Below are 25,480 nucleotides of genomic sequence, written 5' to 3' on the forward strand. Positions count from 1 at the left end.
GTTGTTGAGCCGGGTCCAAGTTAAATTGTTCTAGACACAAACATATTATGGATTTTCGTGATGTCAACCACGTGCTTCCTGAGCGCTTGCGCCAAGTTACTTGCACCGTAGCGGTTTGTGTTGACGGCTGTTATGTTGTGAACAACAGCAAATAACGCCGCCGATCTGCCGCCAGCCCGGCAAAGAGGCCCCCACGTGAAGGATTCAACCGTGATCGATCAGATGGTGACCGAACGCAACTGGGCGGGAAACTACGGTTACCGGGCGCCGCGGATCGCGCATCCGGCGAGCATGGCGGAATTGCAGGACCTGGTAGCCGGCGCCGGGAAGGTCAGCGCGCTGGGATCCCGCCATTCCTTCAATGACATTGCTGACACCCCCGGGACCTTGGTGGTGCTGGACATGCTCGACGTCGGCATCAGCGTCGACACGCAGAACATGACCGTCACCGTCAGTGGCGGCACGCGCTACGGCACGCTCGCGGCCGAGCTGCAGCGCCGGGGCTTCGCCCTCCACAACCTTGCCTCGCTGCCGCACATCTCGGTGGCCGGAGCCGTCGCCACCGCCACTCATGGCTCCGGCGACGGTAACGGCAACCTCGCCACCGCCGTGGTGGCCCTTGAGCTGGTCACCGCCGATGGCACCGTGGTCACAGCCCGGCGCGGCGACGCCGACTTCGCCGGCATGGTGGTGGGACTGGGGGCCCTGGGCATCGTCAGCCGGCTGACCCTGGACATTGAGCCAAGCTTCGACGTCGCCCAGACTGTCTTTGAAGGCCTCGGCTGGGAACAGATCCTGGAAAGCTTCGACGCCCTGACGCCCTCGGCCTACAGCCTGAGTCTGTTCACCGACTGGAGCGGTCCGACCGCTGGTCAGGCATGGCTCAAGAACCGCACGGACCAGGCCGTCCTGCCCGGCGGGTTACCGGAGTTCTTCTCCGGCGCGCCCGCCACCGAGGCCCGGCACCCGCTTCCCGGAGTGTCGGGAAGCAACTGCACCCAGCAGCTCGGCGTTCCCGGACCATGGTCCGACAGGCTCGCCCATTTCCGGATGGAGTTCACCCCGAGCAAGGGCGAGGAGCTGCAGAGCGAATACCTGATCCCACGCGAGCATGCCGTGGAGGCCCTCCGCACCATGCGGAGCCTCTCCGGAATGGTCACTCCCCTGCTACTGATCGGGGAAATCCGGACCATCGCGGCAGACCAGCTGTGGCTCAGCCCCAACTACGGCCGGGATGGGATCGGCTTGCACTTCACCTGGCGCCAGGACGAGCCGGCGGTCAAAGCCATCCTGCCGCTCCTGGAAGCGGAGCTGGCCCCGTTCAGCGCCAGGCCGCACTGGGGCAAACTGTTCCATGGCACTGAGGCCAGCCTCGCCCCGCTGTACCCCCGATTCTCCGACTTCACCGCACTGGCCGGCCGACTGGATCCGGCCGGAAAGTTCCGCAACGCATTCCTCGACCGCACGGTGTTCGGCCGCTGATAGTCTCACGATGATGCCTCCACGTACCCCTGCTTCCGCCGCGACGAGCGAGCCGGATCCCTCACGCCGGAACAATCTGTCGCTGCTGACCTCCCTAGTCCACCATCACCGCGTCCTCAGCCGCGCCCAACTGACCCGGCACACGGGGCTGAACCGCTCCACCGTCGGGACGCTGATCGGACAGCTCATCTCCTTGGGCGTGGTCTATGAGACGGCGCCCTCCGGCGAGGGGCAGGTGGGCCGGCCCAGCCCGGATGTCCATTCCAGTCCGTCGATTGCGGCGTTGGCCGTCAATCCGGAAATCGACGCCGTCACCATCGGCCTGGTCGGCCTTGGCGGAAAGGTTCACAAGAAGATCCGCTTTGAAACCGAACGGATTCCGAGCGCCCGGGAAGCCGTGAATATCGCAGCGGCTGTTATCGCCGGGATGCGGTCCGAGCTGGATGCCTCCTACCGGATCACCGGCATCGGCATGGCCGTGCCCGGCCTGGTTAATCGCGACGACGGCGTCGTGCGGCACGCACCACACCTGGGCTGGCGCAATGAACCGGTCGCCCGGTTGCTGAGCGAGGCCACCGGATACCCGTGCCAGGCCGCCAACGACGCCTCACTGGGCGCCGAGGCTGAGCTGATTTTCGGCGCCGGCGCCGGGCAGAAGAACCTGATCTACCTCAACGGCGGCCCCAGCGGCATCGGCGGCGGAGTCATCGCAGACGGACAACTGCTCCGGGGGGTCTCCGGCTACGCCGGGGAACTCGGCCACACATTCGTCCGCTCCGAAGGCTCCACCTGCCACTGCGGTGCCACGGGCTGCCTGGAAACCGAAGTCTCCCAGTCCCGCCTCCTCGGCCTGGCCGGCTTGAGCAGCGGCGACACCGCCGACCTCGAACGGGCGCTCGGAAACCGCAACAGCTCCGCGGTGAACGACGAAGTAGCCCGACAGCTCACGTATCTGGGCATCACCTTGCGCAATGCCGTGAACATCTTCAACCCCGAGGCAATCGTCCTCGACGGTTTCCTGGGAACACTGCATGCGCTCGCCCCGGCGTCACTGGACGGAATACTGCACGCCCAGGCAATGGAGGGCCCCGCCGGCCAGGTCAAGATCTACCGCGCGGCGCTCGGTTCCGACCTGATGATGATCGGAGCCGCGGAGCTGGCCTTCACCCCGTTCCTGGCCGATCCCGCTGGTCTCGGAACAACCGCTGGCACCGTGCCCGCCCCCACATCACAGACAGGCTGAACATGCAGAACGGAACGGTGCAGAACCAGTCCTGCTCACCGATGGGCGAGCACTACGAACTGCAAGCCACACTGGGTGGCCGCATCCAAAGAGCCGTCGTGACAGAGGTCGCCGCCAGCCTGCGCGCCCTCGAAATCGACGGAGTCGCCCTCCTGCAGGACTACCCCGCCGAGTCCGGACCGCCGTCGTGCGCGGGCTGGGTCCTGGTGCCGTGGCCCAACCGGGTGGCCGGCGGCAAGTGGACCTACGACGGCGCCTCGCAGCAGCTGGAGATCACCGAACCCGCCAACGGCAATGCCCTGCACGGGCTGCTGTCCGGCGCCTCGTACACAGTCGCGAACAGGACGTCGGACAGCATCACGCTGGCTGCCGATGTCAAGGCCGAGCCGGGCTACCCCTTTGAACTCGCGACGGCAGTCCGCTACCGACTGATGGAGGACGGGCTGCTTGTCAACCACAGCCTGACAAACACGGGCAGCCGGGACGCCCCGGTCGCGCTGGGCGCGCACCCCTTTCTCAGATTGGGTGCCGTTCCGACGGAAGACCTGACGCTCGTCATCAATGCCGACACCCACATCGAGGTCGACGACCGGCTGAACCCGAGTGGTGTCACCACGGATGTTCGCGGGACCCGGCACGATTTCCGGACCGGGCAACGTGTTGGCGCCGTGGCCCTCGATGATGCGTGGGGCAACGTTCGCCGGGAACCGGACGGCAGCTCGCTGCACTATCTGAAGGCCCCGGACGGCAGCCAGGTACAACTGTTCATGGACGCGTCCTTTGGCTATATCCAAGCCTTCACCACCCACGTATTTCCAAGCGAAGGCGGCCTGGTCACAGCGGTAGCAGTGGAACCGATGACGGCCCCGGCCGATGCCTTCAACAGCGGCGAGGGACTGCGCTGGCTTGCCCCCGGCGAGACGTGGCACCTCACCTGGGGTATCCGGTACCAGCTGCCCTGACGGCGGAAGCCGCAGACCACCGGCCTGAAGCCCGCACGACTTCGCCGGAGACCTGCCCGCTCGCCGGGACTTCGGTATATGTCAAGCTGTGGGTGACGGTTCGATGCCCAGGGACCGGGCCAGGTCCAAGGTGGTGCCGGCCCTCATCGGGGCGCCGTTGTCGGCATGCAGCACGGCGGGGCGCTGTTGGTTGACGGCCGCGGCGTACCTGACGAGAGCGGCGGCGAGGGCGGCCGTTTCGGTGTGTTCGACCCGATGCCCGACGATCTTGCGGGAGAACACATCCATCATGGCGCAGAGCCGGTAGATGTGTTGGCCGGAGCCGTGGAGCATCATGATGTCCCAGTGACCCGCGTCCAGGATCCGGTTATAGGCCTAGGTGACTGAGAGGTGCCCGAGCTCTGGTAGCTGCGCATGCCCCATCTCCAGCCACCGGATGCCCATTCGCACTGGCTGAATCGGTACGGAACAACCCGGCGACCAGAGACACCACGCAGCCGTGCCGGCCTGCCGGTCCGGCGGCCCCCTCAGGGCCGGGCCAGAGGAAGCGTCAGCCTCATCGTTGTACCTTCCGGCCCGGTCCGGGCCACCTCGACGCCGCCGCCGGCTGCCGTGGCGATTTCACGGACCAGCGCCAGGCCAATGCCGAAGCTTCGCTGGCCCCCGGTTCCTTCCGGGCTGGGCGTCCGGACGAAGCGGTCAAAGATCCGGGCCTGGTCCACGCCCGTGATTCCGGACCCTGTGTCCGCCACGCAGACCACTGCGCGGGTGCCCTCGACCCCGGTGCTGATGGCGATGCTTCCACCGGGCCGCGTGTGGGCCAGGGCATTGTCTGCCAACGCAAGCACGGCCCGCCGCAGGGAGTTCCGGTCGATGCGCGCCAGCGGCCGGCTACCGTCGTCGGAAAAGGAGAGCCGGATGTCCCGCCTCGCCGCAAGTTCCTGCAGGCTCTCGGCGACGGACCCGGCAACGCCGGCCAGCTCCACCGGTTCAGCGGAGGGATCCGGGGCGGCCCCGGTTGCCGCCAGCAGGAGTTCGTTAACGATCCCGGTCAGGGTGGCCGCATCTTCCCGGATCCTGCCCAGGGCCTGGGCCGCTTTAGAGCCAGGCACGGCGCCGCGCTGGGCCAGCTGGATGCGCGCGTCCAGGATGGCCAGGGGCGTGCGCAGTTCATGGCTGGCATCCTGGACGAACCGCCGCTGCAGGGCCAGCGCTTCCCCGAGCGGCCGGATGGCGCTGCGAGCGCTGAACCAACCGACGACGCCCGCCAGCACGATTCCCGCCACCCCGGCGATAATCATCGCCTCGATCAGATCCTTGGAATCGAGATAGGTGTAAGCCTTACCGGCCGCCGCGGAGCCGGGCAGATCGGGGTGCGCCAGCTTGTTCATCAGGTAAACGGTCGCGGCGGCGAGGAGGCAAAGGACCAGCACCGCGCAGGCGGCGCTGATCCGCAACGCGACCTTGAGCGAGGCCCGCCGGAGGGTGTCCCGGTCCGGTTCGCCTGCCACGGAAGACGTCCTGTTCATGGGGCATCGCCGATCTGGTATCCGACGCCGTGGACCGTGCGGACCACGGACTTGGCTATCTTCCGCCGGAGGTGGTGAACATACGTGTCGATCACGCCGGGCTGATCGGCGGCCTGGAAATGTTCGCTGAGCAACTCTTCCCGGGTGAAAACCCTGCCGGGTTCGGTAGCCAGGGCGCCCAGCAGCTCGGCCTCCTTGGCCGTAAGGGATACCAGCGGCCCGTAGACCGAGCGCACGGAACGCGACGCCATATCGAGTTCCCAGTCGCCGATGATCACGGGCGCGGCGGCCGACGTGAAGGTGCGTGTCAGGGCACGCAGGCGCGCGGCGAGCTCTCCGGCGTCGAACGGTTTGGTCATGTAGTCATTGGCGCCCGCATCGAGGCCCCTGACTTTTTCGTCCGTGGCCCCGAGGGCCGTGAGGATCAGGATCGGCGTCGAAACCCCCTTGGACCTCAGCGCGGCGATCAAGGCGATGCCGTCCATAACGGGCAGGCCGCGGTCGATCACCATGGCGTCCCAGGTCTGGGTCAGCGCCAGGTGCAGGCCGTCCCGGCCGTTGGCGGCCAGCGTGATCCGGTAGTCCGGTTCCAGCAGCTCGGCGATGAGCGGTCCCAGGACGGCGTCGTCCTCCACCAGCAGCAGGGACGGCCGGCTGTACGCGGTTGTCATGTCACCTATTCTCCTGCGTTACGCCTTCCGCGGGCAGTTCACTGACAGTGTCGTCGCCAAAGTCATCTGCGGGTTCGGCAGCGGAGCCGCGGTTCTGGCGGCGACGTTTGAGGAGCTGGATGCCCCAGGGCAGCACCGAGACGAGCACCATAACGACAGCGATGACGTCGATGTTCTTGGCGATGATCTCATAGTGGCCGAGCCACGATCCCAGCAGCGTCACGGACGTGCCCCAGGCCAGCGCCCCGGCGAAGTTCCAGAGCGTGAAGGACTTGTACCCGTAGCGGGCGATGCCGGCGCTCAGTGGTGCGAACGTCCGGACCATGGGCACGAAACGGGCCAGCACCACCGCGGCACCGCCGTGGCGGCGGAAGAAATCCTCGGTGGTGGTCAGGTGCGCCGTCTTGAGGATCCGCGCGTCGTCCTTGAACCACCGGCGCCCGAATTTACGTCCGATCATGTAGCCCACCTGATCGCCGGCCACCGCCGCGGCGGTGACGACGCCGATGAGCACCGGCAGCGTCAGCTGCAGCTGCTGATGCAGCAGTCCTGCGGTGAAGAGCAGCGAGTCCCCGGGCAGGAAGGGGAACAGCACACCGGATTCGATGAACACCATCAGTGAGATGACGCCGAGCGCCGCCGGGCCGAGACCCTCGAGCAGGCTCGCAGGGTCAAGGAGCGGCGGGATTCCGGCCGCGGCGGACAGTGCCGGGGCAAGCCCCGACGCGTAAATGCCGTGCATGGTCACGTCCTTAGGATCGGGTTGACCGGAGCGGGACTGCGGCCGGCAGGCGGTCCAGGATGCGCGGCGCGAAACGGTTCCACAGCCCGGCAAGCAGCAACACTGCCGCACTCGCCGCGAGGAAGGAGGCCGCCACATCGGTGGGGTAATGGACCCCGATATACAGCCGCGACCAGGCCACCACCAGGGCCACCAGCACGGCGGCGACGGCGGTGATCCTGGACCAGCGGGTTCCGCGGGCCAGGAAGTACAAGGCGAATCCCAACGCGACCGCGAAGGAAACGTGCCCGCTTGGGAAGCTGTTGGAACCCGTTTCGGGCGAGAGCGGGTCGAACAGCAGGGCCGGGTTGGGCCGCTGGCGGGCGATGATGAGCTTGAAGAACTCACTGGCCACCCAGCCGGAGCAGGCGACGAGGCCGAACGCGACGGCCTTCACCAGGGACCGACGGACCACCCAGAGATACAGCGCGACGGCGGCAACCAGGACGACGCCGGCCGCCGGGCCGAACACCACGTTCAGGACCATCGCCACGCCGGTCAGGAGCGCGGCATGGTGCTGGCTGAGATCCTGGTCCACGCCGAGTTCGGCGGCGCTGCCACCGGGCACAAGCTGTGCCGTCAGGCCGAGGGCGAGGACTGCCACGCACAGCAGCGCGGCCCACAGCAGCCAGTGGCGGGCCTGCGGGATGGCCGCGAACTGCAGTCTGGCTGCCGGGCGGGTGCCGGCAGGGTCATGGGGCGCTGTATCGCGGTCAACAGGGGCTGGTCCAGGCATGGAGTCCTCCGGGTCGGGGCAGGGGCGCTGTCCGGCGCCTCCCTCAACTCTCCCGTGCCGCACTTAAGAAAGGCTTAAGAAGTGCCGGGGCCGGACCCTCGGCACTCCCCGCAGCATGGCGGTACTGTGAGGCGCATGGAGATGCGCCTTGAAGTTGTGCAGGTGCCGGTAGCGGATGTCGACCGGTCAAAGTCCTTCTATACGGAGAAGCTGGGGTTTGTCCTTGACCACGATGTTGAGCACATTCCCGGGATGAGGGTGGTGCAGCTGACACCGCCGGGTTCGGCTGCCTCGATCGTCATTGGTACCGGCATGACCGGCATGACACCCGGCAGCCTCGAGGGGCTGCAGCTCGTCGTGCCTGATATACGCGCGGCGCGCGCCGAGCTCCTGGGCCGGGGCGCCGATATCAGTGAGGCCCAGGAGATGGGTGGCGTGCAGTTTGCCTTCTTCGCTGACCCGGATGGCAACCGCTGGGTGATCCAGGGCGCCACGCCTTCTGAGGTCAGGGACGCGCATCTGGAGGGGTCCGCGTAGCGTCGCCGGCCATGCTGTCCGCTGCCGTCTGAAGACGCTGCCGTCTGCAACCGGTGGCGTCAGTAGGTGGTTGCGTTCTGCAGGATCAGGGGCGGCAGGGGTGCCTGATTGAAGTCGAAGGATTTGGACAGGTCGCCCAGAAGCGGACTGTTTTCCCGGACTCCGGGGCGGGGATCAGGGCGTCCGTCGGTGGCCGGATCGATGCGCTGGCCGTGCAGGAAATCGTCCTCGATGAACTTGATGTAGGCGTCATGGCTCAGCGTCTGGTGGTCGATGAAGCCCTTTCTGGCATACGGGCTGATGACCAGGCCCGGGACGCGGAAGCCGTAGCCGTTGGCGTCGGCCGCGGGCGGCGCCACATGGTCGTAGAACCCGCCCCAGTCGTCCCACGTGAGGAAAATGGCTGTGCTCTTCCAGTCGGGGCCGCTCATAATGGCGTTGACGAGCCCGGCCACGTAGGCCTGGCCGGTGCTGATTTTGGCCGGGGCATGTTCGCTGACCCTGTCGGTCGGCGCCACCCAGCTGACGGCCGGAAGGGTGCCCCGGCGGGCGGCGTCATAGAAGTTCTTCTGGGATTGGATGTTGCCCAGTTCGCCGTCCTCCTTGACGGTGTCGAAGTACAGGAGGGGATTCCACAGCCCGGGGGTTTTCGCGTTCTGCTTCACAGGGGCGCAGGTGGCGGCGTCGTTGCGGCAGTCGGGTTCCGTGCCGTCGAAGACGTAGTAAGCCCATGGGACGTGCTGCTGGTGGAGCAGGTACGTCAGGTCGGTCCAGGCGTAGTCGGGCAGTTCAAGTTTTTTGGCGGCCTCGGTGAGTTTTTTCTTCAACTCGGCCGGGACCGGTGCGGCGTCGACGGCGGCCTGGCAGGTGGGGTAGGAATCCGAGGGTTTGCAGCTGGCGCTGATGAGCTGATCAATCTCCCTGGCGAGATCAGGGCTGATGCCCGCGGCTTGCAGGGCGTCCTGGCACGGCTGGAGATCGAGGCCGGCCTGGCATTTGCCGATCAGGGTGTTGTGAATGACTTCGGGGTCCGGGCCGGCGGCGGGATTCTGCAGGGCGTTGACACAGGACGAGGGGTCGCCCGCTTTTGCGCATTTGGCTGACCATTCCGAGACCAGGTACAGGTGGGCCGGCAGGCTCCAGGCAGCTGCGGCTGAGAACAGGTGGTCCTGGAGGGTGAAATTCTTCGCGTAGGCCCAGTAGTTGGGCAGGTCACTCCCGTCGTGGTAGCCCATCACGTCGGTCTGGTCCGGGCCGTAGTGACAGTTGGTGTCTTGCGGTTTGCAGCCGGCCAGGCCCTTTTCTGCCTGGGCAACAAAACCGTCCATGGCGCCATTGCCGGCGTCCGCGATCTCGTCAGAATGGCTGTGCGGACCCCCTGCGTTGCTGTCTGCAGAATTGTGGAACGGTCGGGCACAGCTATCGTTTGCCGGATCCGGGAGGCACGCCGCGGGCACCCCGCCCTGCATCGCGATCCCGTCAGCCCCGGGGTACGTCCCGAAGTAGCTGTCAAAAGAGCGGTTCTCCTGCATGATGATCACGACGTGCTTGATCTTCGAGATGCCCTCGGCGGGCGCCACGGACGGCCCCTGGCCGGACGGAACCACGGCCAGCAGCAACAGGACGAGGAGTGACATGGCAGCCGCCACGGGGCGGCGGCGTCGTCTGGTATGTGGCTGTGGGGCGCCGGCACCGGGCCGAATGCCGGCACTTCCCTCGCCTGCGCGCATAACCCACACGTTCGTACCCTACGACCCGGCCCGATAAACGTCCGCGCCAAAGGTGTTGACTCCCGGTTCCCCGGCGCCGGCGAGGCGGGAGAGGGAGAAGAAATTCTCCATGCTGGCCAGCAGGCTGTAGTGGTTGTACTGCCGGTCCGAGGTTGTTCCGGGCGCCGTAAACGGCGAGATGACCAGGGCGCCGACTTTGCCCCCGGCCGTACCGCCCGCGACGCCGGCGGCGGGGCCCTCGGCGCCGCCGTCGGCCTCGTCGAAGGTAATCACCAGCATCCCGTCGTGGCGAAACGCCGGTGAGGCCAGAATCGCCGGCACCTGCTCGCTGAGCCATTTATCGGCGGTCCCCAGCCCGCCGGGGCTCCCGTCAACGCAGGGGCTGTCGTGCCCGTCGTGGCAAAGGTTCGGAGTGATGTAGGAAAGGTTCGGTGTGGTGTCCACTGATTTCAGGTCCTGCTGTAGGGCCGAAAAGTTGACGACGTTCTTACTGCAGTCAGGCGATGAGGTGACGGATTGGAAATAGACAAAGGGGTTATGGCGGGTGGCGTACTGGTCCCCGGGGGCAGCCTTCAGGTGCTCATCCACGGCGCCGAGGCCCGGGTGCTGGCAGGGCGACGGCATGTCTTCCATGTAGCCCCGCCACGACTTGCCAGCGGCTACCAGCTGGCCGGCCAGGGTGGGAACATCCGCCGGGAAGACGCACCCGTCTCCCAGGAGCCGGCCCTGTGAGTCGGTGCCGGATGGCTTAAAGGGCGTGTATGTATGGCAGTCCCGGCGGGTGCTGTCGTTGGGAGGTTGACCGGAGATCTGGGCCAGGTAGTTCGGCAGCGAATTATGGGAGATGCCGTAGTAGTTCGTGAGCAGCACCCCCTGTGACCGCAGTGACCCGGTGAGATAGGGGGCGGCGGACCCGGTATCCCACACCCGGCCGTATCCCTTGTTCTCGAGGTTGATCACAAACACATGCCCGGGGGTGCCAGACCGGGACGGGACCTGTCCAGGCTGGCAGGCTGCGGTGGTGGCCAAAAGCAGGGCCAGACTAAGAAATATACCGGACAGGCGCCACCTGGACCGCCGCTTTCGGGACTCTGCTTTGCTCAACCGCGCTTGGAAGTACAAGGGAATGCTCCTGACTGCCGGGCGGCAGCGTCATTCCATGCCAGCCGCCCGGGACCTTCTGGTTCTCAAGGATAGGTCGGTATCGCGATGTACTGGTTGATGTTTGTGGACTGGAAGGCCGCAAACGTCAGCGTGGATTGGCCGCCCTCCGGATTCCCTACCACTACGGTCTTGTCGGAGGAGTTCACTCCGAGCAATGCGTAGGAATGATTGGATACCAGCTTGCCGTCGGAGTTGGAGGTCCCCAGGGTTACCAGGCCATTCATGAAATCCTGCTGCACCTGCGCAAAGCTCACTCCCGTCATGGGGCCGCCGGGGTTGCGGTCGACGCCCACCTTGCCGGTGATGGCATAGAGGGCGTTGTGCACATCGTGGTCCTGGGCGTTACTGAGGTCGGTGCCGTCGATGCCCTTGTAGCTGTTGCCATTCGCGGACGCCCACGCTTTCTCGATGATGGCTGCCCAGGAAACGTTCTTGCCGCCGATGTTTTCGACGCCGTTTTCGAAGGGTTTGCCGCGGCGGTATGGAAGGTCACCGTTGACCGTCACCTTCACCGGGTTGGGTTTCCCGTCGTACTTGCTATGGAAGGAAACGGTGTAGGTGCCGTCTGCGTTGTCGTGAACCATGTTCACGATGGTGTCGGGTGCCCGGGCGGCGACCGTGAGCATGGCTGCCAGAAAATAGCAGTCCCCCGCGTCGCCCTGCGCGATATTCGTGAGGTTTCCGGAAATGTCCGGTTTGCCTGCGCTATCAAGGGCGAAGAGGACCTGATTCGGGATTTTCTGGAAAGTCGCGCTTTTCACCGAGGGATTGCTCACCGGAGGCACAGCCCCTCCCGCGTTCGGGTCCGGGTCCGGCAGGAACGTCGCCCGTGCATTGAAGAGTGTCAAAATTCCAATAACTGCCAGCACGGCAATCAGTAAGTAGATGCCGATGGCGCGGTAGCTGGGCCGCCGAGGTTCTGCACGTTTCAACATATGCGTCCTCCCGTTCTGCGGGCAGTTGCAGGGCATCGGCATCGCCAGGGCAACCGCCGACGGCACCCTTGCCGTCCGGTGTTGATCTATTCACCTCGTCACCAACAGCTTGTCGCAGGCAACCAGACTCGTGCAAGAACGGGCGGACGATTCACAGGCAAAACAGGGGGAAGTCACAGCCAGGATGGGGCTCCGCAAGGCGCTGCCGGGGTCGTCCGCGCACGGTTCGTGCTGATGCGGGGTAAGCGGCGCGACGCCGCAGCGTCACATCTGGTCCCTCCCGGGTTCTTGCTGGCACACTGAGCCGATGAGTGATCCTCTCGCCCGGTCCGGGCGGCCCGGCATCCGCGCCGCAATGTTCGTTGACTTCGACAACGTCTACACCGGCCTGATGGCCCTGGACCCGGCCGCTGCCAAACGGTTCGCTGAGGATCCCAAGCATTGGACGGAAGCTCTGGCCGACGGCGGCACCGGCGAGGAGTCCCGGCGCTTCCTGATCCGCAACTGTTATCTCAACCCGGTGGTGTACTCGAAGTACCGCACTTACTGGACCCGGGCAGGGTTCCGGGTGATCGACTGCCCGTCGCTGACGCAGCGGGGAAAGAGCAGCACGGACATCAACCTGGTGCTTGATGCAATGGATGCACTTTCCGGCAGCGGTGGCATCGACGAGTTCTTCATCGCCTCCGCCGACGCCGACTTCACGTCCCTGATCCAGCGGTTCCGGGCCGCTGACCGGATGACCACAGTCATCGCGGCCGGCGCCGTCGCCTTCGCCTACCGGGAGATGGCGGACCACGTGGTGGAGTCCCACGACTTCGTCGCAATCCTCAACGGCACAACGGTGGAACCACTGCACACCCTTGCATCCCCGAAGCCGCAGCACGTCCCGGCCGCGGCGGCGTCGAAATCCAAAGCAGCCTCGCCCGCGGTCCGTGAGGTCCTGGAGTTCGTCCGCAAGGCTCCGGGACCGGTGGTCGGCGCGATGGTGGCGCACCGGGCCCTCACAGCAGACCCGTCCCTGAAGACAGACTGGGGCGGCTTCGGAAAGTTTGGGACGTGGGTGGCGCAGATCGGCCAGAGCATCGAATACTCCCCGGCACAGGGCGGTTGGGTCTGGGACGCCAAGCGGTTTTCGAGCGAGGACCTGCCGGCCCCCGCTGACCTGCAGCCCGGCATCGAGGAGCAGGTCACCAGGGTGACGGATGTTCCGGCACTTTCCGCTGACCAGTTCCGGCAGGTGTTCCTGGCCATGGCGGCCAGGCTTCGTGAGCATCCGCTCAACCGCAGCGACTTGTCCCGGCTTGTCCGGGATGATTGCGTCAGCGCGGGCCAGCCGGTCTCCCGCAACGCCGTGAACTTTGTCCTTCAAGGCCTCGCCTACGCCAATTTCCAGCTCAACGATGAGGCGACTGCGGCAGGCCTGGCAGCAGCCTGGACCGCCAACGTGGAAGAACTCTGCCGGGTGGCGTTGCTGGAGTTCGACGCCGCCGAGAAGCTCGCGGTGCGTCGCTGGGCCAGCGGCGGGCTTCTGGAGTAGCACCCGGGGACCGCTTGGCGCGAAGCCTGCACCAGCGGTTGTGCTACATTTCGGCGCATGATCTCGCACGCGACAAGCCACGATGCCGACCGGCCCGCCGCCGCCGCCATCGGGCTGCTGGCCAGGCAGGGCTACGACGCAACGTCGGTTGACGACCTCGCGGACGCGGCGGGCATGAGCCGCAGCACCTTCTTCCGGAAGTTCGGGTCAAAGGAGGACGTGGTTTTCGCGGACCACGAGCGGATCCTGCGGCAGGTGACGGAGCGGCTGGCGGAAACGATGCAGGAACCACTCGCAGCGATCGAGGACGCGGCGCTGCTGGTCTTTAATCACCACCTGCGCAACCCGGAAACGTCCCGGGCGCGCTACGAGCTGATGCAGGCCGTGCCGGCACTCCGGGACCGGGAACTGGTCACCTCGCACCGGTACGAGAGGGCGTTCCTGCTGCACCTGCTGGATAAACTCCCTGACGTCGAGCACCGGGAATACAGCGCCGTCTCCTTCGCCGCAGCCGCGGTCGCCGTGCATAACGCCTTCCTCCGGCGGTGGCTCCGTTCCGCACCCGCGCCCCGTGAATCAGGGACGGCTGACCGGGACGAATCAGCCGCGCTCGCGAATGAGCTTCGGGCCCTCTCGGAGATCTTCCGGCCGGCGCTGTTCGGCCCCGGCACCCCAGCGCAGGCCGCCCCGGCCGTCGTCGTGACCGTCCTGGCCGCGGGCGCCGACAAGGACGCAATAGTGCAGGCGGTCCGGGACGCCCTGCCCTGACGGCGACCCGATTTTTGAAACTCAGTTTCTTGACGTGGGACCGCGTTTCAATGCATCCTTAGTCGGTGTGGTGTGAGCCACAGCACGCGGGCCGCCAGGTCCCGACGCCGAGACAGAGGACAAACAGATGACGACGACGTCGACCGCTTCCGGGTTCACCGCTACCGGGGCCGGGGCTGAATTTCCAGTCGGCACCGTGGAACCCGACTATGTCCTGACCGAGGCCCTCGGTACGGACCCCGCGTCCGTGTTTGCCGGTATCGGCGACGGTGACCGCGAGTACTGGGACCGAGCCCGCCGCTTCGTCCAGGACGAGGTGCTTCCCGTCATCGACAGCTACTGGGAGCGCGCCGATTACCCGGTGCACCTGGTCGGGCGCCTGGGTGAGCTGGATCTGCTCCGGGATGGAGTCCAGGTGGACGGATTCCCCACGATGAGCAGGATGGCAGCCGGCCTGGTGAACATGGAAATCAGCCGCGGCGACGGCTCTGTGGCGACCATGATCGCGGTCCAGGGCGGTCTCGCCCTGCGCTCCATAGCCGAGTGCGGGTCTGCCGAACAGCAGCAGCGCTGGCTCCCCGCGGTCGCCGCGGGCAAGGAATTCGCTGCCTTCGCGCTGACGGAGCCCACCCACGGCTCGGACGCGGTGGCCCTGGAATCCACGGCCACCAGCACGGCCGGAGGCTTCCTGCTCAACGGCGAGAAGAAATGGATCGGCAACGGCTCCGTCGGCGGGGTTTGCGTGGTCTGGGCCAGGGGCGAGGACGGCCAGGTGCACGGCTATCTGGTGCCGCAGGACTCCCCCGGCTACTCCGCGACGAAAATTGAAGGCAAGCTGGCCCTGCGTGCCATCTGGCAGGCCCACATCCGGCTGGAGAACGTCTTTGTCCCGCAGGAAAATGTACTGCCAGGGGCGCGGACCTTCAAGGACACCGCACGGGTGCTGCTGGCCACCCGGCTGGGGGTCGCCTGGTCCGCCGTCGGGCATGCCACCGCCTGCTACGAAACCGCCGTGCAGTACGCCAAGCAGCGTATGCAGTTCGGCCGGCCGCTGGCCGCCTCCCAGATCGTGCAGGAACGACTGGCCCGGATGCTCAGCGAACTGGCCACCATGCAGCTGATGGTGGTCCAGATGACCCGCCTCGACGAAGAAGGGGCGCTCACCCCCGAACAGGCGTCACTCGCGAAGTACACCTGCACCCGCATCGCCCGCGGCATTGCCTCCAACGCCCGCGACCTCCTCGGCGGCAACGGCATCCTGCTGGCAAACCGCGTCGCCCGGCACCTCGCCGACATCGAGGCCATCCACACCTATGAAGGCACCGAGACGATGCAGGCGCTCATCATCGGGCGCGGGATCACCGGAATCTCTGCCTTCGCGTAATCCACGTCGTACCTGCCAACCCCGAAAGGACTCTCTTGAACCAGAACGCCAACATCCCCGTCATCCTCGGCGGCGCCCGGACACCCTTCGGCCGCTTCCGCGGCGGCCTCACGCCCTTCTCCTCGAGTGAACTGGGTGCGCACGCCATCCGCGCCGCGCTGGACCGCGCCGGGGTCGCCCCCGAACAGATCGATGCCGTCATCGTCGGCCAGGTCATCCAGGCCGGGGCAGGCCAGGGCCCCGCGCGGCAGGCCAGCCTGGCCGCCGGAATCGGCTGGGACGTGCCCACCGTGACCATCAACAAGCTCTGCCTTTCCGGCCTGACCGCCGTGATTGACGCAGCCCGGATGATCCGCGCTGGGGAAGCCGACTTCATCGTTGCCGCCGGCCAGGAATCCATGACCAACGCACCACACCTGGTTCCCGGGCTCCGGGCCGGCGTCGTCATCGGGGATGCCCCGATGCTGGACTCGCTGAACCGGGACGGGCTGCAGGATCCGGTCAGCGGACAGCTGATGGGCGAGGCCACGGATGCCGGGAACGCCGAACGCGGCATCACCCGGTCCGGGCAGGACGCCGTCGCGGCCCGGTCCCACCAGCGGGCCGAAGCGGCACGCGCCGCCGGCGTCTACGCCGAGGAGATCGCCCCGATCGACGTTCCCCAGCGCAAGGGGCCCGCGCTGACGCTCGAGCACGACGAGGGTATCCGCCCGGAGACCACCGTTGAATCCCTGGCACTGCTCCGTCCTGCGTTCTCAAAGGACGCCACGGCGACCATTACCGCGGGGTCCTCCTCCCCGCTCTCCGATGGTGCCGCCGCCCTGGTGATCGCCAGCAAAGCCGCAGCCGAAGCGGCAGGGCTCGAATGGATCGCCGAAATCGGCGCCCACGGCCAGACGGCCGGACCCGACGGATCGCTGCATTCCCAACCCGCCCGCGCCATTGAACTCGCCCTCAAACGGGAGGGCCTCAGCGCGCAGGACCTGGATCTCATCGAGATCAACGAAGCCTTCGCGTCCGTGCTCATCCAGTCCGCCAAGGACCTGGGCATCGAGCCGGAGGACATCAACGCCGAGGGCGGCGCCATCGCCCTCGGGCATCCGGTAGGGGCTTCGGGCGCGCGCCTGGTCCTGCACCAGGCCCTGGCGCTGAAGCGCCGGGGCGGAGGCACCGGCGTCGTCGCGCTCTGCGGCGGCGGCGGCCAGGGCGACGCCCTGATCCTGAAGGCATGACCATCCCTACGAAGAAGCAGGCCATGAATACCAACAATCCCGAAGAGGGCTTCGGAACCATCTCCGTCGCAGCCATCCTGGCCGAGTCCGCTCGAAGGACCCCGGACCGCACCGCACTGATCGTCGGTGAGGAGGAAACCAGCTACGGCAACCTCTGGCGTGAGACCCGCGCCTACGCCGGGGCACTGCGGGCGCGCGGCATCGGCCCCGGCGATGCCGTTGCCGTACTGATCCCCAATGTTGCGGACTTCGCCCGCGTCTATTTCGCGGTCCTGTCGCTGGGGGCCATTGTGGTTCCGGTGCACGCCCTGCTCAAGGCACGCGAAATCGAATATGTACTCCAGGACAGCGGCGCCACGATGCTGATCTGCGCCGCCCCGCTCCTGAAGGAGGGCGCCGCCGGTGCCTCCGCAACCGGGACCGATCTGCTGACCGTGATGGCGCCCGACGACGGCGGGCTGCCGCGGCTCGAAGCCGAGGCCGCCGCGGCCGAGCCCATCCGCACGTACGTCCCGTGCCGGCCCTCGGACACCGCCACCATCCTGTACACCTCCGGCACCACCGGCAAACCAAAGGGCGCCCTCGGCACCCACTTCGCCCTGGTGGAACAGACTTCCGTCATTCTGACGTCCGTCATGGACTTCCAGCCGGGCGACGTCCTCTTCGGCGGGCTGCCGCTCTTCCACACCTTCGGCCAGACGGTCGTTCTCAACGCGGGGCTGCGGGCGGGCGCCACGATCGTCATGATGCCCCGCTTCAGCGGCGAGGGCGCCCTGCAGCTGATGGCCCGGCACAACGTCAACATCTTCCTCGGGGTGCCCACCATGTATGTGGCGCTTATCGAGGCGGCCAAGGCCACTGATGTCCGGCCGGCAGCCCTCCGCTACGGCATCTCCGGCGGCGCGTCCCTCCCGCTGGCGGTGATGGACAAGTTCCGCGATGTCTTCGGGGTGGAAATCCACGAGGGCTACGGCCTGACCGAAACCTCCCCGGTCGCCGCGTTCAACCACGTCGGCACCCCGCCGCGGCCCGGCACCATCGGGGTCGCCATTTGGGGCGTCGACATCGAAATTGCCCGCGCCGAAACGGTCGAGAGCATCGAGCTGCTACCCCCGGGCGAGCTGGGCGAGCTTGTCATCCGCGGACACCTGCTGATGAAGGGCTACCTCAACCGGCCGGAGGCCACCGCCGAGGCGATCGTCGACGGCTGGTTCCGCACCGGCGACCTCGGCACGAAGGACGACGACGGCTACCTGAGAATCGTTGACCGCAAAAAGGACATGATCATCCGCAACGGCTACAACGTTTATCCCCGCGAGGTCGAGGAAATCCTCCTGACCCACCCGGAGGTCGTCAGCGCCGCCGTCTACGGAATCCCGCACGACGTCCACGGCCAGGAAGTTGCGGCCGCGATCGTGCTCGACGCGGGAGCCACCGCCACCGCGGCGGAGCTGATGGAATTCGCCAGCGCCCAGCTCGCCGCGTACAAGTATCCGCGCGTCATCAGGTTGCTCTCGGAGCTCCCCCTCGGGCCCAGCGGAAAAATCCTCAAGCGAAACCTGGCGACCGAGCCCGTCGGACCCTGAAGGCCGGCGCCGGCCCCCTACCGAAACGCCGGGCCGACGCTTAGTGTCGAAGCAGCCAACGCAGGGGGATATACGTGATGGAGAAAACAACCAGCCCAAGCCGGATCAAGGCATTGCCGGCCTCTCGTACCGGTCCGATCCTTTCCATCGTTGCCGCCTTGGCCGGACCCCTGGGCGTCATCTTCCTGACCGGATATTTAACGATCCAGTTGCAGCTATCGGAGATTAACGCTCCGCTTCTTGCTTTCGACGCGCGTCCGATCCCCGTTGCGGGTGAATGGGTGCCGTACCTAGTGCGGGCCGCATTCGTGCTCCTCGCCGTGGCCGCGGTTCTGGGATACCGGGTGGCGGCCCGCACTGGGGCGGCGCGGGTTGTGACTCTCGTTGTCCTGATCGCGGCTGTCTTCGCTGGCGCCAACGCTCTTCGGCCTGTCCCGATGGATGGGGAGCCGCAGCCGATCGCTTTGTTCAGTCTCATCAACGGTGCTGCCTCACCGTTCACCCTTGCACTGATCGGAGCAGTCATTGCCGACCTGGTCTCCGTCCGCGGCCGAAACAATCCGGCTACTCCCGGTTGATCCACTATCTGAGCCGGGCCCCTATCCTTTCCGGAGATTGGTTTTCGGGCGGCATCACAAGGTTGCTGCTTCTTCCTGGGCCAGTCTGATCATCCGAAGTTCGTCCTCCACGGCGCGGGTAGGCCAGTAGTCCTTCGCCAGCTCCCCGGCGCGGGTTCGATCTGCTGCCGGGAAGAGCTTGCCGAACAGCCCTGCTGCGTGGAGCAGGGCGATCAGAGCCGTGGTCCTGGCGTCGGGCCCGTTGGTAACGGACGCCTTGGCATCCGGGTCGTTGGGTTCAGGGGCATTGGTCTCAGGCGCCCCGGCTCCGGGCGTCTGCGCATCGGGCACCCCGGCAACGGGCGTCTGGGCCACGGGCGTCTGGGCCACGGGCGTCTGGGCATCGCTCGTCGCGGGTTCCGACGGGGCACCGCTGAATGCCGCCTGGAGCTTTTCCAGGAGCGCAGCTTTTGGGCCGTGCTCCTTCTCCGGGTACCGCGTGGACTTGAACAGACCAAGGTGTTTTTCGCCGGCACGTTCTACAATCCCCAGTGAAGCCATCCCCTCGTAGACACGCTGCACTTCGGCGCGGCCTTCCAGCATGGAGACCCACCGCTTGGGAGTGTGGGGCCGAGATTTGCCACGGATGAGTTCCAGTTCGTGCTGGAATTCCGTTGGCGGGGCGGCGCCGGTGGCCCTGACACGCTTACCCTGCAGCCCGATCGCACCAAGCAGTTCCAACTCGGCCAGTATTGCCCCTGCCAAAGTGGTCCTGAGTGCGAACACCGGCACTTCCGGGGTGCCGTCCAAGTCGTTCGTTGCCAACAGCAGGAAGGCCTGGGGAAGGCTCAGTTCCGCCGCCTTAGTTGTTTCAGCATCCATACGATCATGGTGGCCCAGTTGCGCCGCCACCACAACGGCTCCCGACCGACGTGCCACTAGAGGGGTCCTGACACGACCGGCGACCAGCACGGAACGGATTACACAATTACGTGCCCAGGGCGCCGAGGTGATCCAGACGGGATAGGACGATCCGGCTGGCCTCCGAGGAGCCTGCACGGGGATGGACTGCGTGGTCTCCGCTATCAACGGTCCCGACAGCGCAATCGTCGGTGCCCAATCGCGTTTGCTGGAGGCGGCGGCCGCGGCGGGCGCGCCGCGTTTCATCCCGTCCGATTTCTCCATCGATTACCGTGGTATCCGGCCCCGAAGCAACCGGAACCTGCTGCTCCGCAGAGACTTCGCACAGCGTCTGGACGCCACCAAAATCCGGGCCACGTCGATCCTCAACGGCGGCTTCACCGACATGCTCTCCGGGCACGGACCCTGGCCTCCACCATGTCCGAACTGACCGGGACGCAGTTCCGGCTCCTCTACGCGGGCAGCGTTGGTTCCCTGACTGCTATGAGCCGTGCAGTCAAGGCCCCTCATGCCGTCCTCCGACGAGCCCACCGGCAGCAGGGCTGACTGCACAGCACACTACGGTCAGGTGCTCCCGGCCAGGTTCGGTAAGGTCAGATCATGATCGAATCTGCGGCCGTGCCGGCGCTGGCGTCCTATCACTTGCTTGGCATCCCGATCGCCGCCGCCGGGGCGGTCCTGCTCGCGCTCGGAACACTCCTCCAGCACAAAAGCATCGAAGACCAGGGTGCGGTACCCGGGCGGGCCGCGGGAAGCATGGGTGGAGGACGCCTGCAGGCCCTCCTGCGAAAACCAGTATGGCTGGGCGGCACAGCCATGCTCGGTGTGGCGATTCTCCTGCAGCTGACAAGCCTGAGGTTCTCCCCCCTGATCGTCGTGCAGCCCATCGGCGCGATCGCCTTGGTCGTAACCACGTTGGCCACCGCCCGGACGACCCGCAGGTCCCCGGGCCGCCGGGCACTGGCAGCCGTGGCCTTGTGTGTCGGCGGAGTAGGGGTGTTCGTTGCCATCGCAGCCGCGTCCGCTCAGGACGTTGAGATCAGCGACCGGCACCTCATCACGATTCTCGCCCTGCTGGGCATCGTCCTCGCCGCCCTCGGCATGGGTTTTGGTCTCTGGCGGCACCGGTGGGGCGCCATCGTCTTCACCAGCGGTGCCGGGATCCTGTTCGGGTTCGTCGCGGCCCTGGCAAAAACCGTCATCGCCCGGTTGTTCCAGGGCGACTTCGAATGGCTGTCCTTGACCTGCCTGGCGGGGCTGGTCATTGCCGCACTGTCCGGAACGTTCCTGGTGCAAAACGCGCACACCCGCGGCACACCGGAACTCGTCGTCGCCGGGCTGACGGTCATCGATCCCCTCGTTGCCGTCACCATCGGCATCCTCATCCTCGGAGAAGCCGACACCGCCCCGCTGATGGCAATCGTCGCCTTCATCCTGGCTGGCGCAACAGCGGTCGCTGGAGTCATTCTCCTCGCCACCGTGAAAAAGACTCGGGCTGCAACGCCGGCCCTGAGATGAGCTCACAAACATAAACCGCTTGCGTAATTCGGCCGCGCCGGTCTCTACTTTCCGTAAGCCCTCCTCAGGCGGGCCCACTGACCGAAGTTTCCTCGGCAGCTCACACGTATGCGTCCCCGGGACCGGACAAGGGAACGGAGTATTGTATGGAATCTTTGCCTCTGGGGCTCCTCGTGCTTATCTTCGCTGCTGCCGCGGCAGTGATCTGGGTGGCTGGAATCCAGTTGTCCAAACGAACAGATGTCATTGATGCCCGTTTTCACCTGGGCTCCGCCATGGGCGGCCTAATTCTCTTGGCGGTCGCGACGAACCTGCCGGAAATTGCCATCACATTCAGTGCGGCCTCTACCGGAAACGTCGGAGTAGCAGTCGGCAACATTCTCGGTGGCATCGCCATCCAGACAGTAGTGCTCGTTATCTTGGATGTTTTCGGGAACAAGGGCAAAGAACCTCTCAGTTACCGGGCTGCGTCGCTTTCCCTGGTCATTGAGGCCATCACCGTGATTGGTGTGCTCGGCGTTGTCATCGCCGGGAGCCAGATGCCGCCGGACCTGGTCCTGTTGCGGCTCACTCCCGCAGCGGTGCTGATCGTGCTGATCTGGGTGCTGGGCCTTTTCCTGGTGCAACGGTCACAGAAGTCCCTCCCCTGGCACGAGCAGGGCCACGCTCCCGACAGCCAGTCCAAACCTCAAGGACATAGCAAGACCCCCAAGTCGGGCGACGAGAAGTCACCCGGCACAGGCATGTCAATCCTGATCTTCCTGGTCGCGGCAGCCGCGACCCTCGGCGCAGGCGTGGCCCTGGAACGTACTGGTGAAGCCATCGCGGGAGACATCGGGCTCTCAGGCGTCCTCTTCGGCGCGACCTTCCTGGCAATGGCAACAGCCCTGCCGGAAATATCCACCGGCCTGACATCGGTGAAACATGGTGACTACAAACTCGCCTTCAGCGACATTTTCGGCGGCAACGCCTTCCTCCCCGTGCTCTTCCTCGCAGCCGTGCTGATATCGGGAAAACCTGTGCTGCCACAAGCGCACGCGACGGATATCTACCTCACCGCCGTCGCGATCCTTTTGACCCTCGTGTACATGCTGGGGCTGATTTTCCGCCCACGCCGAAAGATTCTGGGCATGGGCGTTGACTCGCTCGTGGTCCTGGTTCTCTACCTGCTCGGCGTCGCCGGACTTTTCGCCGTTGCCACAGCGGCGTAACTTCCGGCAACTTATTAGCGAAGTCGCCCACGAAAAGGCGCCCGCGGCGGTCGTTCTGAGGTCAACGCGCCGGAGGGGCCAGAATGGCAGTATGAGCTTTACATCCTTCGGCCGCATCGAAACCCCCGTCCTGGACATCGGATACGAGTCCGCGGGTGATCCGGGCGGGACCCCGGTCATCCTCCTACACGGGTTCCCGTACGACGTCCGGGCCTTTGACGACGTCGCTCCGATCCTCGCCGGCCAGGGCGCCTTCGTGCTCGCGCCGTACCTGCGCGGCTTCGGTCCGACTCGTTTCCTCGATCACACAACGATCCGCTCCGGACAACAAGCCGCCCTCGGGCAGGATCTCCTCGACTTCATGGATGCCCTCAACGTCGAGCAGGCAGTCGTTGCCGGCTACGACTGGGGCGGCCGGGCGGCGTGCATTGTGGCGGCACTGGACCCCGGACGCGTCGCCGGACTCGTCTCGGTCGGCGGCTACAACATGCACAACCTCGCACGCTCCGGCGAACCTGCCGTCCCGGAATGGGAGCGAAGCTACTGGTACCAGTACTACTTCCACTCGGAGCGTGGGCGCCGCGGGCTGGAACAAAACCGTGACGAACTGTGCCAGCTGCTATGGCGCACCTGGTCGCCCGGCTGGGACGGCGCACGCCAGGCATTTCCCGCCAGCGCGCCGAGCCTGCACAACCCTGACTTCGTCGACGTCGTCATCCACTCCTACCGCCACCGGTACGGACTGGCCGACGGCGACCCCCGCTACCAGCGGTTCGAGGACCTGATCGCCCTGGAGCCGAGCATCACCGTCCCGACAGTGGTGCTCGAAAGCGGGGACGACGGCGTCGGCGGCCCCGCGGCGATAGCAGGCAGAGACCACTTCACCGGCCCCTACAGCCAACGCGTCCTGCCGGGCATTGGACACAACGTTCCGCAAGAGAATCCGGACGCGTTCGCACAATCAGTGCTGAGCCTGCTCCACTAGGTGCTTCGCCGCGGTCCGCCAACAGGTGCTAGAGAGCTAGTCTGGCGACCGGTGGAGGACAAAGATGCCGCCGTATGCGGGCTGGTCCGATCTCTGCCGATCACTGTCGGTGTATTCGCTCAGCACAGCATAGATGCGCGTGGTGAGGTCCTCAGCGTCTGCTTTGGAGAGGTGCAGCACGAAGCGTGAGAGGCTGGCAAGCGCATCCGGCCCTGCTTCGGACAGCTCTTCCCGGAACGCCTCGACCGGTGCCAGCGGACCGCCCGGTCCAGCTTCACGCAGTGCGGTGTCCAGACTCCAGGACCGCCCCGTGGAACGATACGGCTTCTCCAGCGCACCGCTCTCGCCCGTGCGGACCTCGGCGGGTTCCAGGAATCCAGTCGAGAGCAATTGCCGCACGTGGTAGAGCATCGTCCCCGGGTCCTGGCCCAGCCGGTCGGCGAGCTGCTTATTGGTCAGTTCGTGGAGCCCGCACAGACGCAGGATCCTCAGGCGCAACGGATGGGCCAGCGCCTTAATTTCGCGGGCGCTTGCTGCGGGTTTTTTCCCGTCCGCGCTGGTCTGTTCTGCGTCCGTCATGTACTCATCCTACAAACGGATGTACTGGATTCAAGCCCCCTTGAATTTTCTCAATCAATGGTGAATGGTTCACCTATGACTGATCAAACCGCGCAGGTGAAAGAACGGCATCGTGCGCCGCTGGGTGTGTCCTACTGGAAGCTGTGGACCTCATCCGGGCTGTCCAACCTCGCGGACGGCGTCTTCAAGATCGCGCTGCCGCTGCTGGCCATTCAGCTCACCCAGTCACCCACGCTGATTGCCGGGCTGAGCGTCGCAGCGACGCTCCCGTGGCTTCTCTTCGCCCTGACTGCCGGAGCCCTGGCCGACCGGCTTGACCGGCGCAAGCTCATGTTGTGGGCCAACCTCAGCCGCGCGTTCCTCCCCGCCGTGCTGATCGCCGTCATCTTGCTGGATTTCGGCTCCATCTGGGCTCTGTACGTTGTCGCCCTGATGGTGGGCGTGGCTGAAACGCTCTACGACACCTCCGCGCAGTCGATCATGCCCCAGGTGGTGCACCGGGATCAGCTGTCGCGCGCCAACGGCCGGCTCTACGCCGTCGAACTCACCGCCAACCAGTTCGTGGGTCCCCCACTGGGTGGGCTGCTGGTGGCCATCGGCGTCACTGCGGGCCTTGCCGTGCCGGCGGCACTGTGGCTTGCGGCCGTCGGTGGCCTGCTCCTGGTCCCAGGGGCTTTCCGCACGGAACGGGAGCAGAAGACCACACTGCGATTCGACATCGGTGAGGGGTTGCGGTTCCTCTGGAACCAGAAAATACTTCGCACCCTCGCGGTAATGACCGGAGTATTCAACTTCGCATCCAGCGCGGCATTCGCGGTCCTGGTGCTGTTTGCCGTGGGCCCGGCGTCAGAAATGAAGCTGTCCGAAGTGGGGTTCGGCCTGCTCTTGACCACCTCCGCTCTTGGCGCCTTCGTTGGCTCCCTTATCTCCGAATGGGCGGAGGCCCGGCTGGGCCGTTCGAAGTCCCTCGCGCTCACGATCTTTGGGAGCGCGCTGTTAGTAGGTGCGCCCGCCGTGACCCACAACCCCTACATTCTTGGCCCCATCCTCTTTGTGGGCGGCATGCTGATCATGCTGTGGAACGTCATCACCGTCTCCCTGCGCCAGCGCATTGCTCCCAACCGCTTGCTGGGCAGAGTCAACAGCGCCTACCGCCTGCTGGCGTGGGGCACCATGCCGCTCGGTGCGGCAGCGGGCGGTCTGCTGGCCCAATGGCTGGGCCTGCAGGCCATGTTCGGCATCATGGGGGTCCTGACCCTCGCGCTGCTGGGGATGATGCCGATCCTCACGGACAAGGCGATCGCCGCGGCCGACGTCGAATCCTGAATTGCGCTGGCCCTTTCCGGCTTCCGCGCGGCCGTTGCGAGGGGCCGGACCGTTCATTATTCCCCGCTACCGCTGCCTTCGAGGCCGTGGTACGTTCAGCGTG

At 66.0% G+C, this 25,480-nt stretch carries 25 protein-coding genes; 15 read left to right on the plus strand and 10 right to left on the minus strand.

From position 1 onward, the window contains the following. Positions 1 to 222: 222 nt before the first annotated feature. Genes BJQ90_RS02780 through BJQ90_RS02790 form a run of 3 tightly spaced genes read left to right on the plus strand, consistent with a single transcriptional unit; the run spans position 223 to position 3,687 of the window. Positions 223 to 1,482 carry an FAD-binding protein gene (locus BJQ90_RS02780; protein ID WP_226758821.1) on the plus strand — a complete coding sequence of 420 codons (1,260 nt, stop codon included), beginning with the start codon at positions 223 to 225 and terminating at the stop codon, positions 1,480 to 1,482. Between the two features lie 10 nt (positions 1,483 to 1,492). Further along, a complete protein-coding gene (locus BJQ90_RS02785; protein ID WP_226758787.1) occupies positions 1,493 to 2,725 on the plus strand; it encodes an ROK family protein in 1,233 nt (410 codons plus the stop codon). 2 nt (positions 2,726 to 2,727) lie between these two features. After that, positions 2,728 to 3,687 (plus strand): aldose 1-epimerase family protein, encoded by a 960-nt coding sequence (locus BJQ90_RS02790; RefSeq protein ID WP_226758788.1) that lies wholly within the window; start codon positions 2,728 to 2,730, stop codon positions 3,685 to 3,687. 81 nt (positions 3,688 to 3,768) lie between these two features. Here BJQ90_RS02790 and BJQ90_RS02795 read toward each other — a convergent pair whose 3' ends face one another. From BJQ90_RS02795 to BJQ90_RS02815, 5 genes are all read right to left on the minus strand, one after another. Beyond that, positions 3,769 to 4,023, minus strand: coding sequence for a DDE-type integrase/transposase/recombinase (locus BJQ90_RS02795; protein ID WP_226758789.1), 255 nt, complete (start codon positions 4,021 to 4,023; stop codon positions 3,769 to 3,771). A gap of 191 nt (positions 4,024 to 4,214) precedes the next feature. Next, positions 4,215 to 5,198, minus strand: a complete 984-nt coding sequence (locus tag BJQ90_RS02800) for a sensor histidine kinase (protein WP_226758790.1) — start codon at positions 5,196 to 5,198, stop codon at positions 4,215 to 4,217. 14 nt (positions 5,199 to 5,212) lie between these two features. Beyond that, complete coding sequence (locus BJQ90_RS02805; RefSeq protein ID WP_226758791.1) at positions 5,213 to 5,887, minus strand: response regulator transcription factor; 675 nt, start codon at positions 5,885 to 5,887, stop codon at positions 5,213 to 5,215. A gap of 1 nt (position 5,888) precedes the next feature. Further along, positions 5,889 to 6,629: a DedA family protein gene (locus BJQ90_RS02810; protein ID WP_226758792.1), complete on the minus strand. Its 741-nt coding sequence runs from the start codon at positions 6,627 to 6,629 to the stop codon at positions 5,889 to 5,891. Between the two features lie 10 nt (positions 6,630 to 6,639). Next, positions 6,640 to 7,404 (minus strand): phosphatase PAP2 family protein, encoded by a 765-nt coding sequence (locus BJQ90_RS02815; protein ID WP_226758793.1) that lies wholly within the window; start codon positions 7,402 to 7,404, stop codon positions 6,640 to 6,642. 135 nt (positions 7,405 to 7,539) lie between these two features. Here BJQ90_RS02815 and BJQ90_RS02820 point away from each other — a divergent pair, with 135 nt between their 5' ends. Further along, entirely contained in the window at positions 7,540 to 7,941 is a 402-nt protein-coding gene (locus BJQ90_RS02820) for a VOC family protein (protein WP_226758794.1), read from the plus strand. 59 nt (positions 7,942 to 8,000) lie between these two features. Here the strand turns inward: BJQ90_RS02820 and BJQ90_RS02825 are convergent, their stop codons facing one another. The 3 genes from BJQ90_RS02825 to BJQ90_RS02835 form a co-directional block, all read right to left on the minus strand. Continuing rightward, complete coding sequence (locus BJQ90_RS02825) at positions 8,001 to 9,578, minus strand: alkaline phosphatase family protein (RefSeq protein WP_226758795.1); 1,578 nt, start codon at positions 9,576 to 9,578, stop codon at positions 8,001 to 8,003. 111 nt (positions 9,579 to 9,689) lie between these two features. Beyond that, a complete protein-coding gene (locus tag BJQ90_RS02830; protein WP_226758796.1) occupies positions 9,690 to 10,637 on the minus strand; it encodes an alkaline phosphatase family protein in 948 nt (315 codons plus the stop codon). Between the two features lie 221 nt (positions 10,638 to 10,858). Continuing rightward, a complete protein-coding gene (locus tag BJQ90_RS02835) occupies positions 10,859 to 11,770 on the minus strand; it encodes a C2 family cysteine protease (RefSeq protein WP_226758797.1) in 912 nt (303 codons plus the stop codon). Positions 11,771 to 12,077: 307 nt separating this feature from the next. On the opposite strand from BJQ90_RS02835, the gene BJQ90_RS02840 reads away from it, so the two are divergent. The 6 genes from BJQ90_RS02840 to BJQ90_RS02865 all read left to right on the plus strand — a co-directional run bounded on the left by BJQ90_RS02840 (position 12,078) and on the right by BJQ90_RS02865 (position 18,858). Next, the gene (locus BJQ90_RS02840; protein WP_226758798.1) at positions 12,078 to 13,310 is read left to right on the plus strand and encodes an NYN domain-containing protein; all 1,233 of its coding nucleotides are present in this window, start codon (positions 12,078 to 12,080) and stop codon (positions 13,308 to 13,310) included. Positions 13,311 to 13,367: 57 nt separating this feature from the next. Beyond that, positions 13,368 to 14,078, plus strand: coding sequence for a TetR/AcrR family transcriptional regulator (locus BJQ90_RS02845; protein ID WP_226758799.1), 711 nt, complete (start codon positions 13,368 to 13,370; stop codon positions 14,076 to 14,078). Between the two features lie 127 nt (positions 14,079 to 14,205). Beyond that, on the plus strand, positions 14,206 to 15,462 hold the full coding sequence (locus tag BJQ90_RS02850; protein ID WP_226758800.1) for an acyl-CoA dehydrogenase family protein: 1,257 nt from the start codon (positions 14,206 to 14,208) through the stop codon (positions 15,460 to 15,462). Between the two features lie 35 nt (positions 15,463 to 15,497). Continuing rightward, positions 15,498 to 16,694, plus strand: coding sequence for an acetyl-CoA C-acetyltransferase (locus BJQ90_RS02855; RefSeq protein WP_226758801.1), 1,197 nt, complete (start codon positions 15,498 to 15,500; stop codon positions 16,692 to 16,694). Next, a complete protein-coding gene (locus BJQ90_RS02860; RefSeq protein WP_226758802.1) occupies positions 16,691 to 18,280 on the plus strand; it encodes a long-chain-fatty-acid--CoA ligase in 1,590 nt (529 codons plus the stop codon). Before BJQ90_RS02855 ends, BJQ90_RS02860 begins: the two co-directional genes overlap by 4 nt. A 77-nt stretch (positions 18,281 to 18,357) precedes the next feature. After that, on the plus strand, positions 18,358 to 18,858 hold the full coding sequence (locus BJQ90_RS02865) for a hypothetical protein (protein WP_226758803.1): 501 nt from the start codon (positions 18,358 to 18,360) through the stop codon (positions 18,856 to 18,858). 54 nt (positions 18,859 to 18,912) lie between these two features. Here BJQ90_RS02865 and BJQ90_RS02870 read toward each other — a convergent pair whose 3' ends face one another. Then, the gene (locus BJQ90_RS02870) at positions 18,913 to 19,719 is read right to left on the minus strand and encodes a GOLPH3/VPS74 family protein (RefSeq protein ID WP_226758804.1); all 807 of its coding nucleotides are present in this window, start codon (positions 19,717 to 19,719) and stop codon (positions 18,913 to 18,915) included. Between the two features lie 190 nt (positions 19,720 to 19,909). On the opposite strand from BJQ90_RS02870, the gene BJQ90_RS02875 reads away from it, so the two are divergent. From BJQ90_RS02875 to BJQ90_RS02890, 4 genes are all read left to right on the plus strand, one after another. Next, the gene (locus BJQ90_RS02875) at positions 19,910 to 20,188 is read left to right on the plus strand and encodes a hypothetical protein (RefSeq protein WP_226758805.1); all 279 of its coding nucleotides are present in this window, start codon (positions 19,910 to 19,912) and stop codon (positions 20,186 to 20,188) included. A gap of 170 nt (positions 20,189 to 20,358) precedes the next feature. After that, positions 20,359 to 21,276, plus strand: coding sequence for a DMT family transporter (locus BJQ90_RS02880; protein ID WP_226758806.1), 918 nt, complete (start codon positions 20,359 to 20,361; stop codon positions 21,274 to 21,276). A 146-nt stretch (positions 21,277 to 21,422) separates the two neighbouring features. Continuing rightward, complete coding sequence (locus BJQ90_RS02885) at positions 21,423 to 22,487, plus strand: sodium:calcium antiporter (protein ID WP_226758807.1); 1,065 nt, start codon at positions 21,423 to 21,425, stop codon at positions 22,485 to 22,487. A gap of 91 nt (positions 22,488 to 22,578) precedes the next feature. Next, positions 22,579 to 23,472 (plus strand): alpha/beta fold hydrolase, encoded by an 894-nt coding sequence (locus tag BJQ90_RS02890; RefSeq protein ID WP_226758808.1) that lies wholly within the window; start codon positions 22,579 to 22,581, stop codon positions 23,470 to 23,472. A gap of 36 nt (positions 23,473 to 23,508) precedes the next feature. Here the strand turns inward: BJQ90_RS02890 and BJQ90_RS02895 are convergent, their stop codons facing one another. Next, positions 23,509 to 24,051: an ArsR/SmtB family transcription factor gene (locus tag BJQ90_RS02895; protein ID WP_226758809.1), complete on the minus strand. Its 543-nt coding sequence runs from the start codon at positions 24,049 to 24,051 to the stop codon at positions 23,509 to 23,511. A 75-nt stretch (positions 24,052 to 24,126) separates the two neighbouring features. On the opposite strand from BJQ90_RS02895, the gene BJQ90_RS02900 reads away from it, so the two are divergent. Continuing rightward, the gene (locus BJQ90_RS02900; protein WP_226758810.1) at positions 24,127 to 25,377 is read left to right on the plus strand and encodes an MFS transporter; all 1,251 of its coding nucleotides are present in this window, start codon (positions 24,127 to 24,129) and stop codon (positions 25,375 to 25,377) included. Positions 25,378 to 25,480: the final 103 nt, after the last annotated feature.

The organism is Arthrobacter sp. SO3, assembly GCF_020532825.1.
In the GTDB taxonomy this organism is placed as follows: Bacteria; Actinomycetota; Actinomycetes; order Actinomycetales; family Micrococcaceae; genus Arthrobacter.

Coding starts and splice junctions, on each gene's coding strand:
- BJQ90_RS02850 (WP_226758800.1), top strand. CDS start 14,206: ATGACGACGACGTCGACCGCTTCCGGGTTCACCGCTACCGGGGCCGGG.
- BJQ90_RS02870 (WP_226758804.1), bottom strand. CDS start 19,719: ATGGATGCTGAAACAACTAAGGCGGCGGAACTGAGCCTTCCCCAGGCC.
- BJQ90_RS02795 (WP_226758789.1), bottom strand. CDS start 4,023: ATGATGCTCCACGGCTCCGGCCAACACATCTACCGGCTCTGCGCCATG.
- BJQ90_RS02835 (WP_226758797.1), bottom strand. CDS start 11,770: ATGTTGAAACGTGCAGAACCTCGGCGGCCCAGCTACCGCGCCATCGGC.
- BJQ90_RS02885 (WP_226758807.1), top strand. CDS start 21,423: ATGGAATCTTTGCCTCTGGGGCTCCTCGTGCTTATCTTCGCTGCTGCC.
- BJQ90_RS02840 (WP_226758798.1), top strand. CDS start 12,078: ATGAGTGATCCTCTCGCCCGGTCCGGGCGGCCCGGCATCCGCGCCGCA.
- BJQ90_RS02825 (WP_226758795.1), bottom strand. CDS start 9,578: ATGTCACTCCTCGTCCTGTTGCTGCTGGCCGTGGTTCCGTCCGGCCAG.
- BJQ90_RS02780 (WP_226758821.1), top strand. CDS start 223: ATGGTGACCGAACGCAACTGGGCGGGAAACTACGGTTACCGGGCGCCG.
- BJQ90_RS02805 (WP_226758791.1), bottom strand. CDS start 5,887: ATGACAACCGCGTACAGCCGGCCGTCCCTGCTGCTGGTGGAGGACGAC.
- BJQ90_RS02790 (WP_226758788.1), top strand. CDS start 2,728: ATGCAGAACGGAACGGTGCAGAACCAGTCCTGCTCACCGATGGGCGAG.
- BJQ90_RS02815 (WP_226758793.1), bottom strand. CDS start 7,404: ATGCCTGGACCAGCCCCTGTTGACCGCGATACAGCGCCCCATGACCCT.
- BJQ90_RS02785 (WP_226758787.1), top strand. CDS start 1,493: ATGATGCCTCCACGTACCCCTGCTTCCGCCGCGACGAGCGAGCCGGAT.
- BJQ90_RS02820 (WP_226758794.1), top strand. CDS start 7,540: ATGGAGATGCGCCTTGAAGTTGTGCAGGTGCCGGTAGCGGATGTCGAC.
- BJQ90_RS02810 (WP_226758792.1), bottom strand. CDS start 6,629: ATGCACGGCATTTACGCGTCGGGGCTTGCCCCGGCACTGTCCGCCGCG.
- BJQ90_RS02880 (WP_226758806.1), top strand. CDS start 20,359: ATGATCGAATCTGCGGCCGTGCCGGCGCTGGCGTCCTATCACTTGCTT.
- BJQ90_RS02895 (WP_226758809.1), bottom strand. CDS start 24,051: ATGACGGACGCAGAACAGACCAGCGCGGACGGGAAAAAACCCGCAGCA.
- BJQ90_RS02890 (WP_226758808.1), top strand. CDS start 22,579: ATGAGCTTTACATCCTTCGGCCGCATCGAAACCCCCGTCCTGGACATC.
- BJQ90_RS02900 (WP_226758810.1), top strand. CDS start 24,127: ATGACTGATCAAACCGCGCAGGTGAAAGAACGGCATCGTGCGCCGCTG.
- BJQ90_RS02865 (WP_226758803.1), top strand. CDS start 18,358: ATGGAGAAAACAACCAGCCCAAGCCGGATCAAGGCATTGCCGGCCTCT.
- BJQ90_RS02860 (WP_226758802.1), top strand. CDS start 16,691: ATGACCATCCCTACGAAGAAGCAGGCCATGAATACCAACAATCCCGAA.
- BJQ90_RS02845 (WP_226758799.1), top strand. CDS start 13,368: ATGATCTCGCACGCGACAAGCCACGATGCCGACCGGCCCGCCGCCGCC.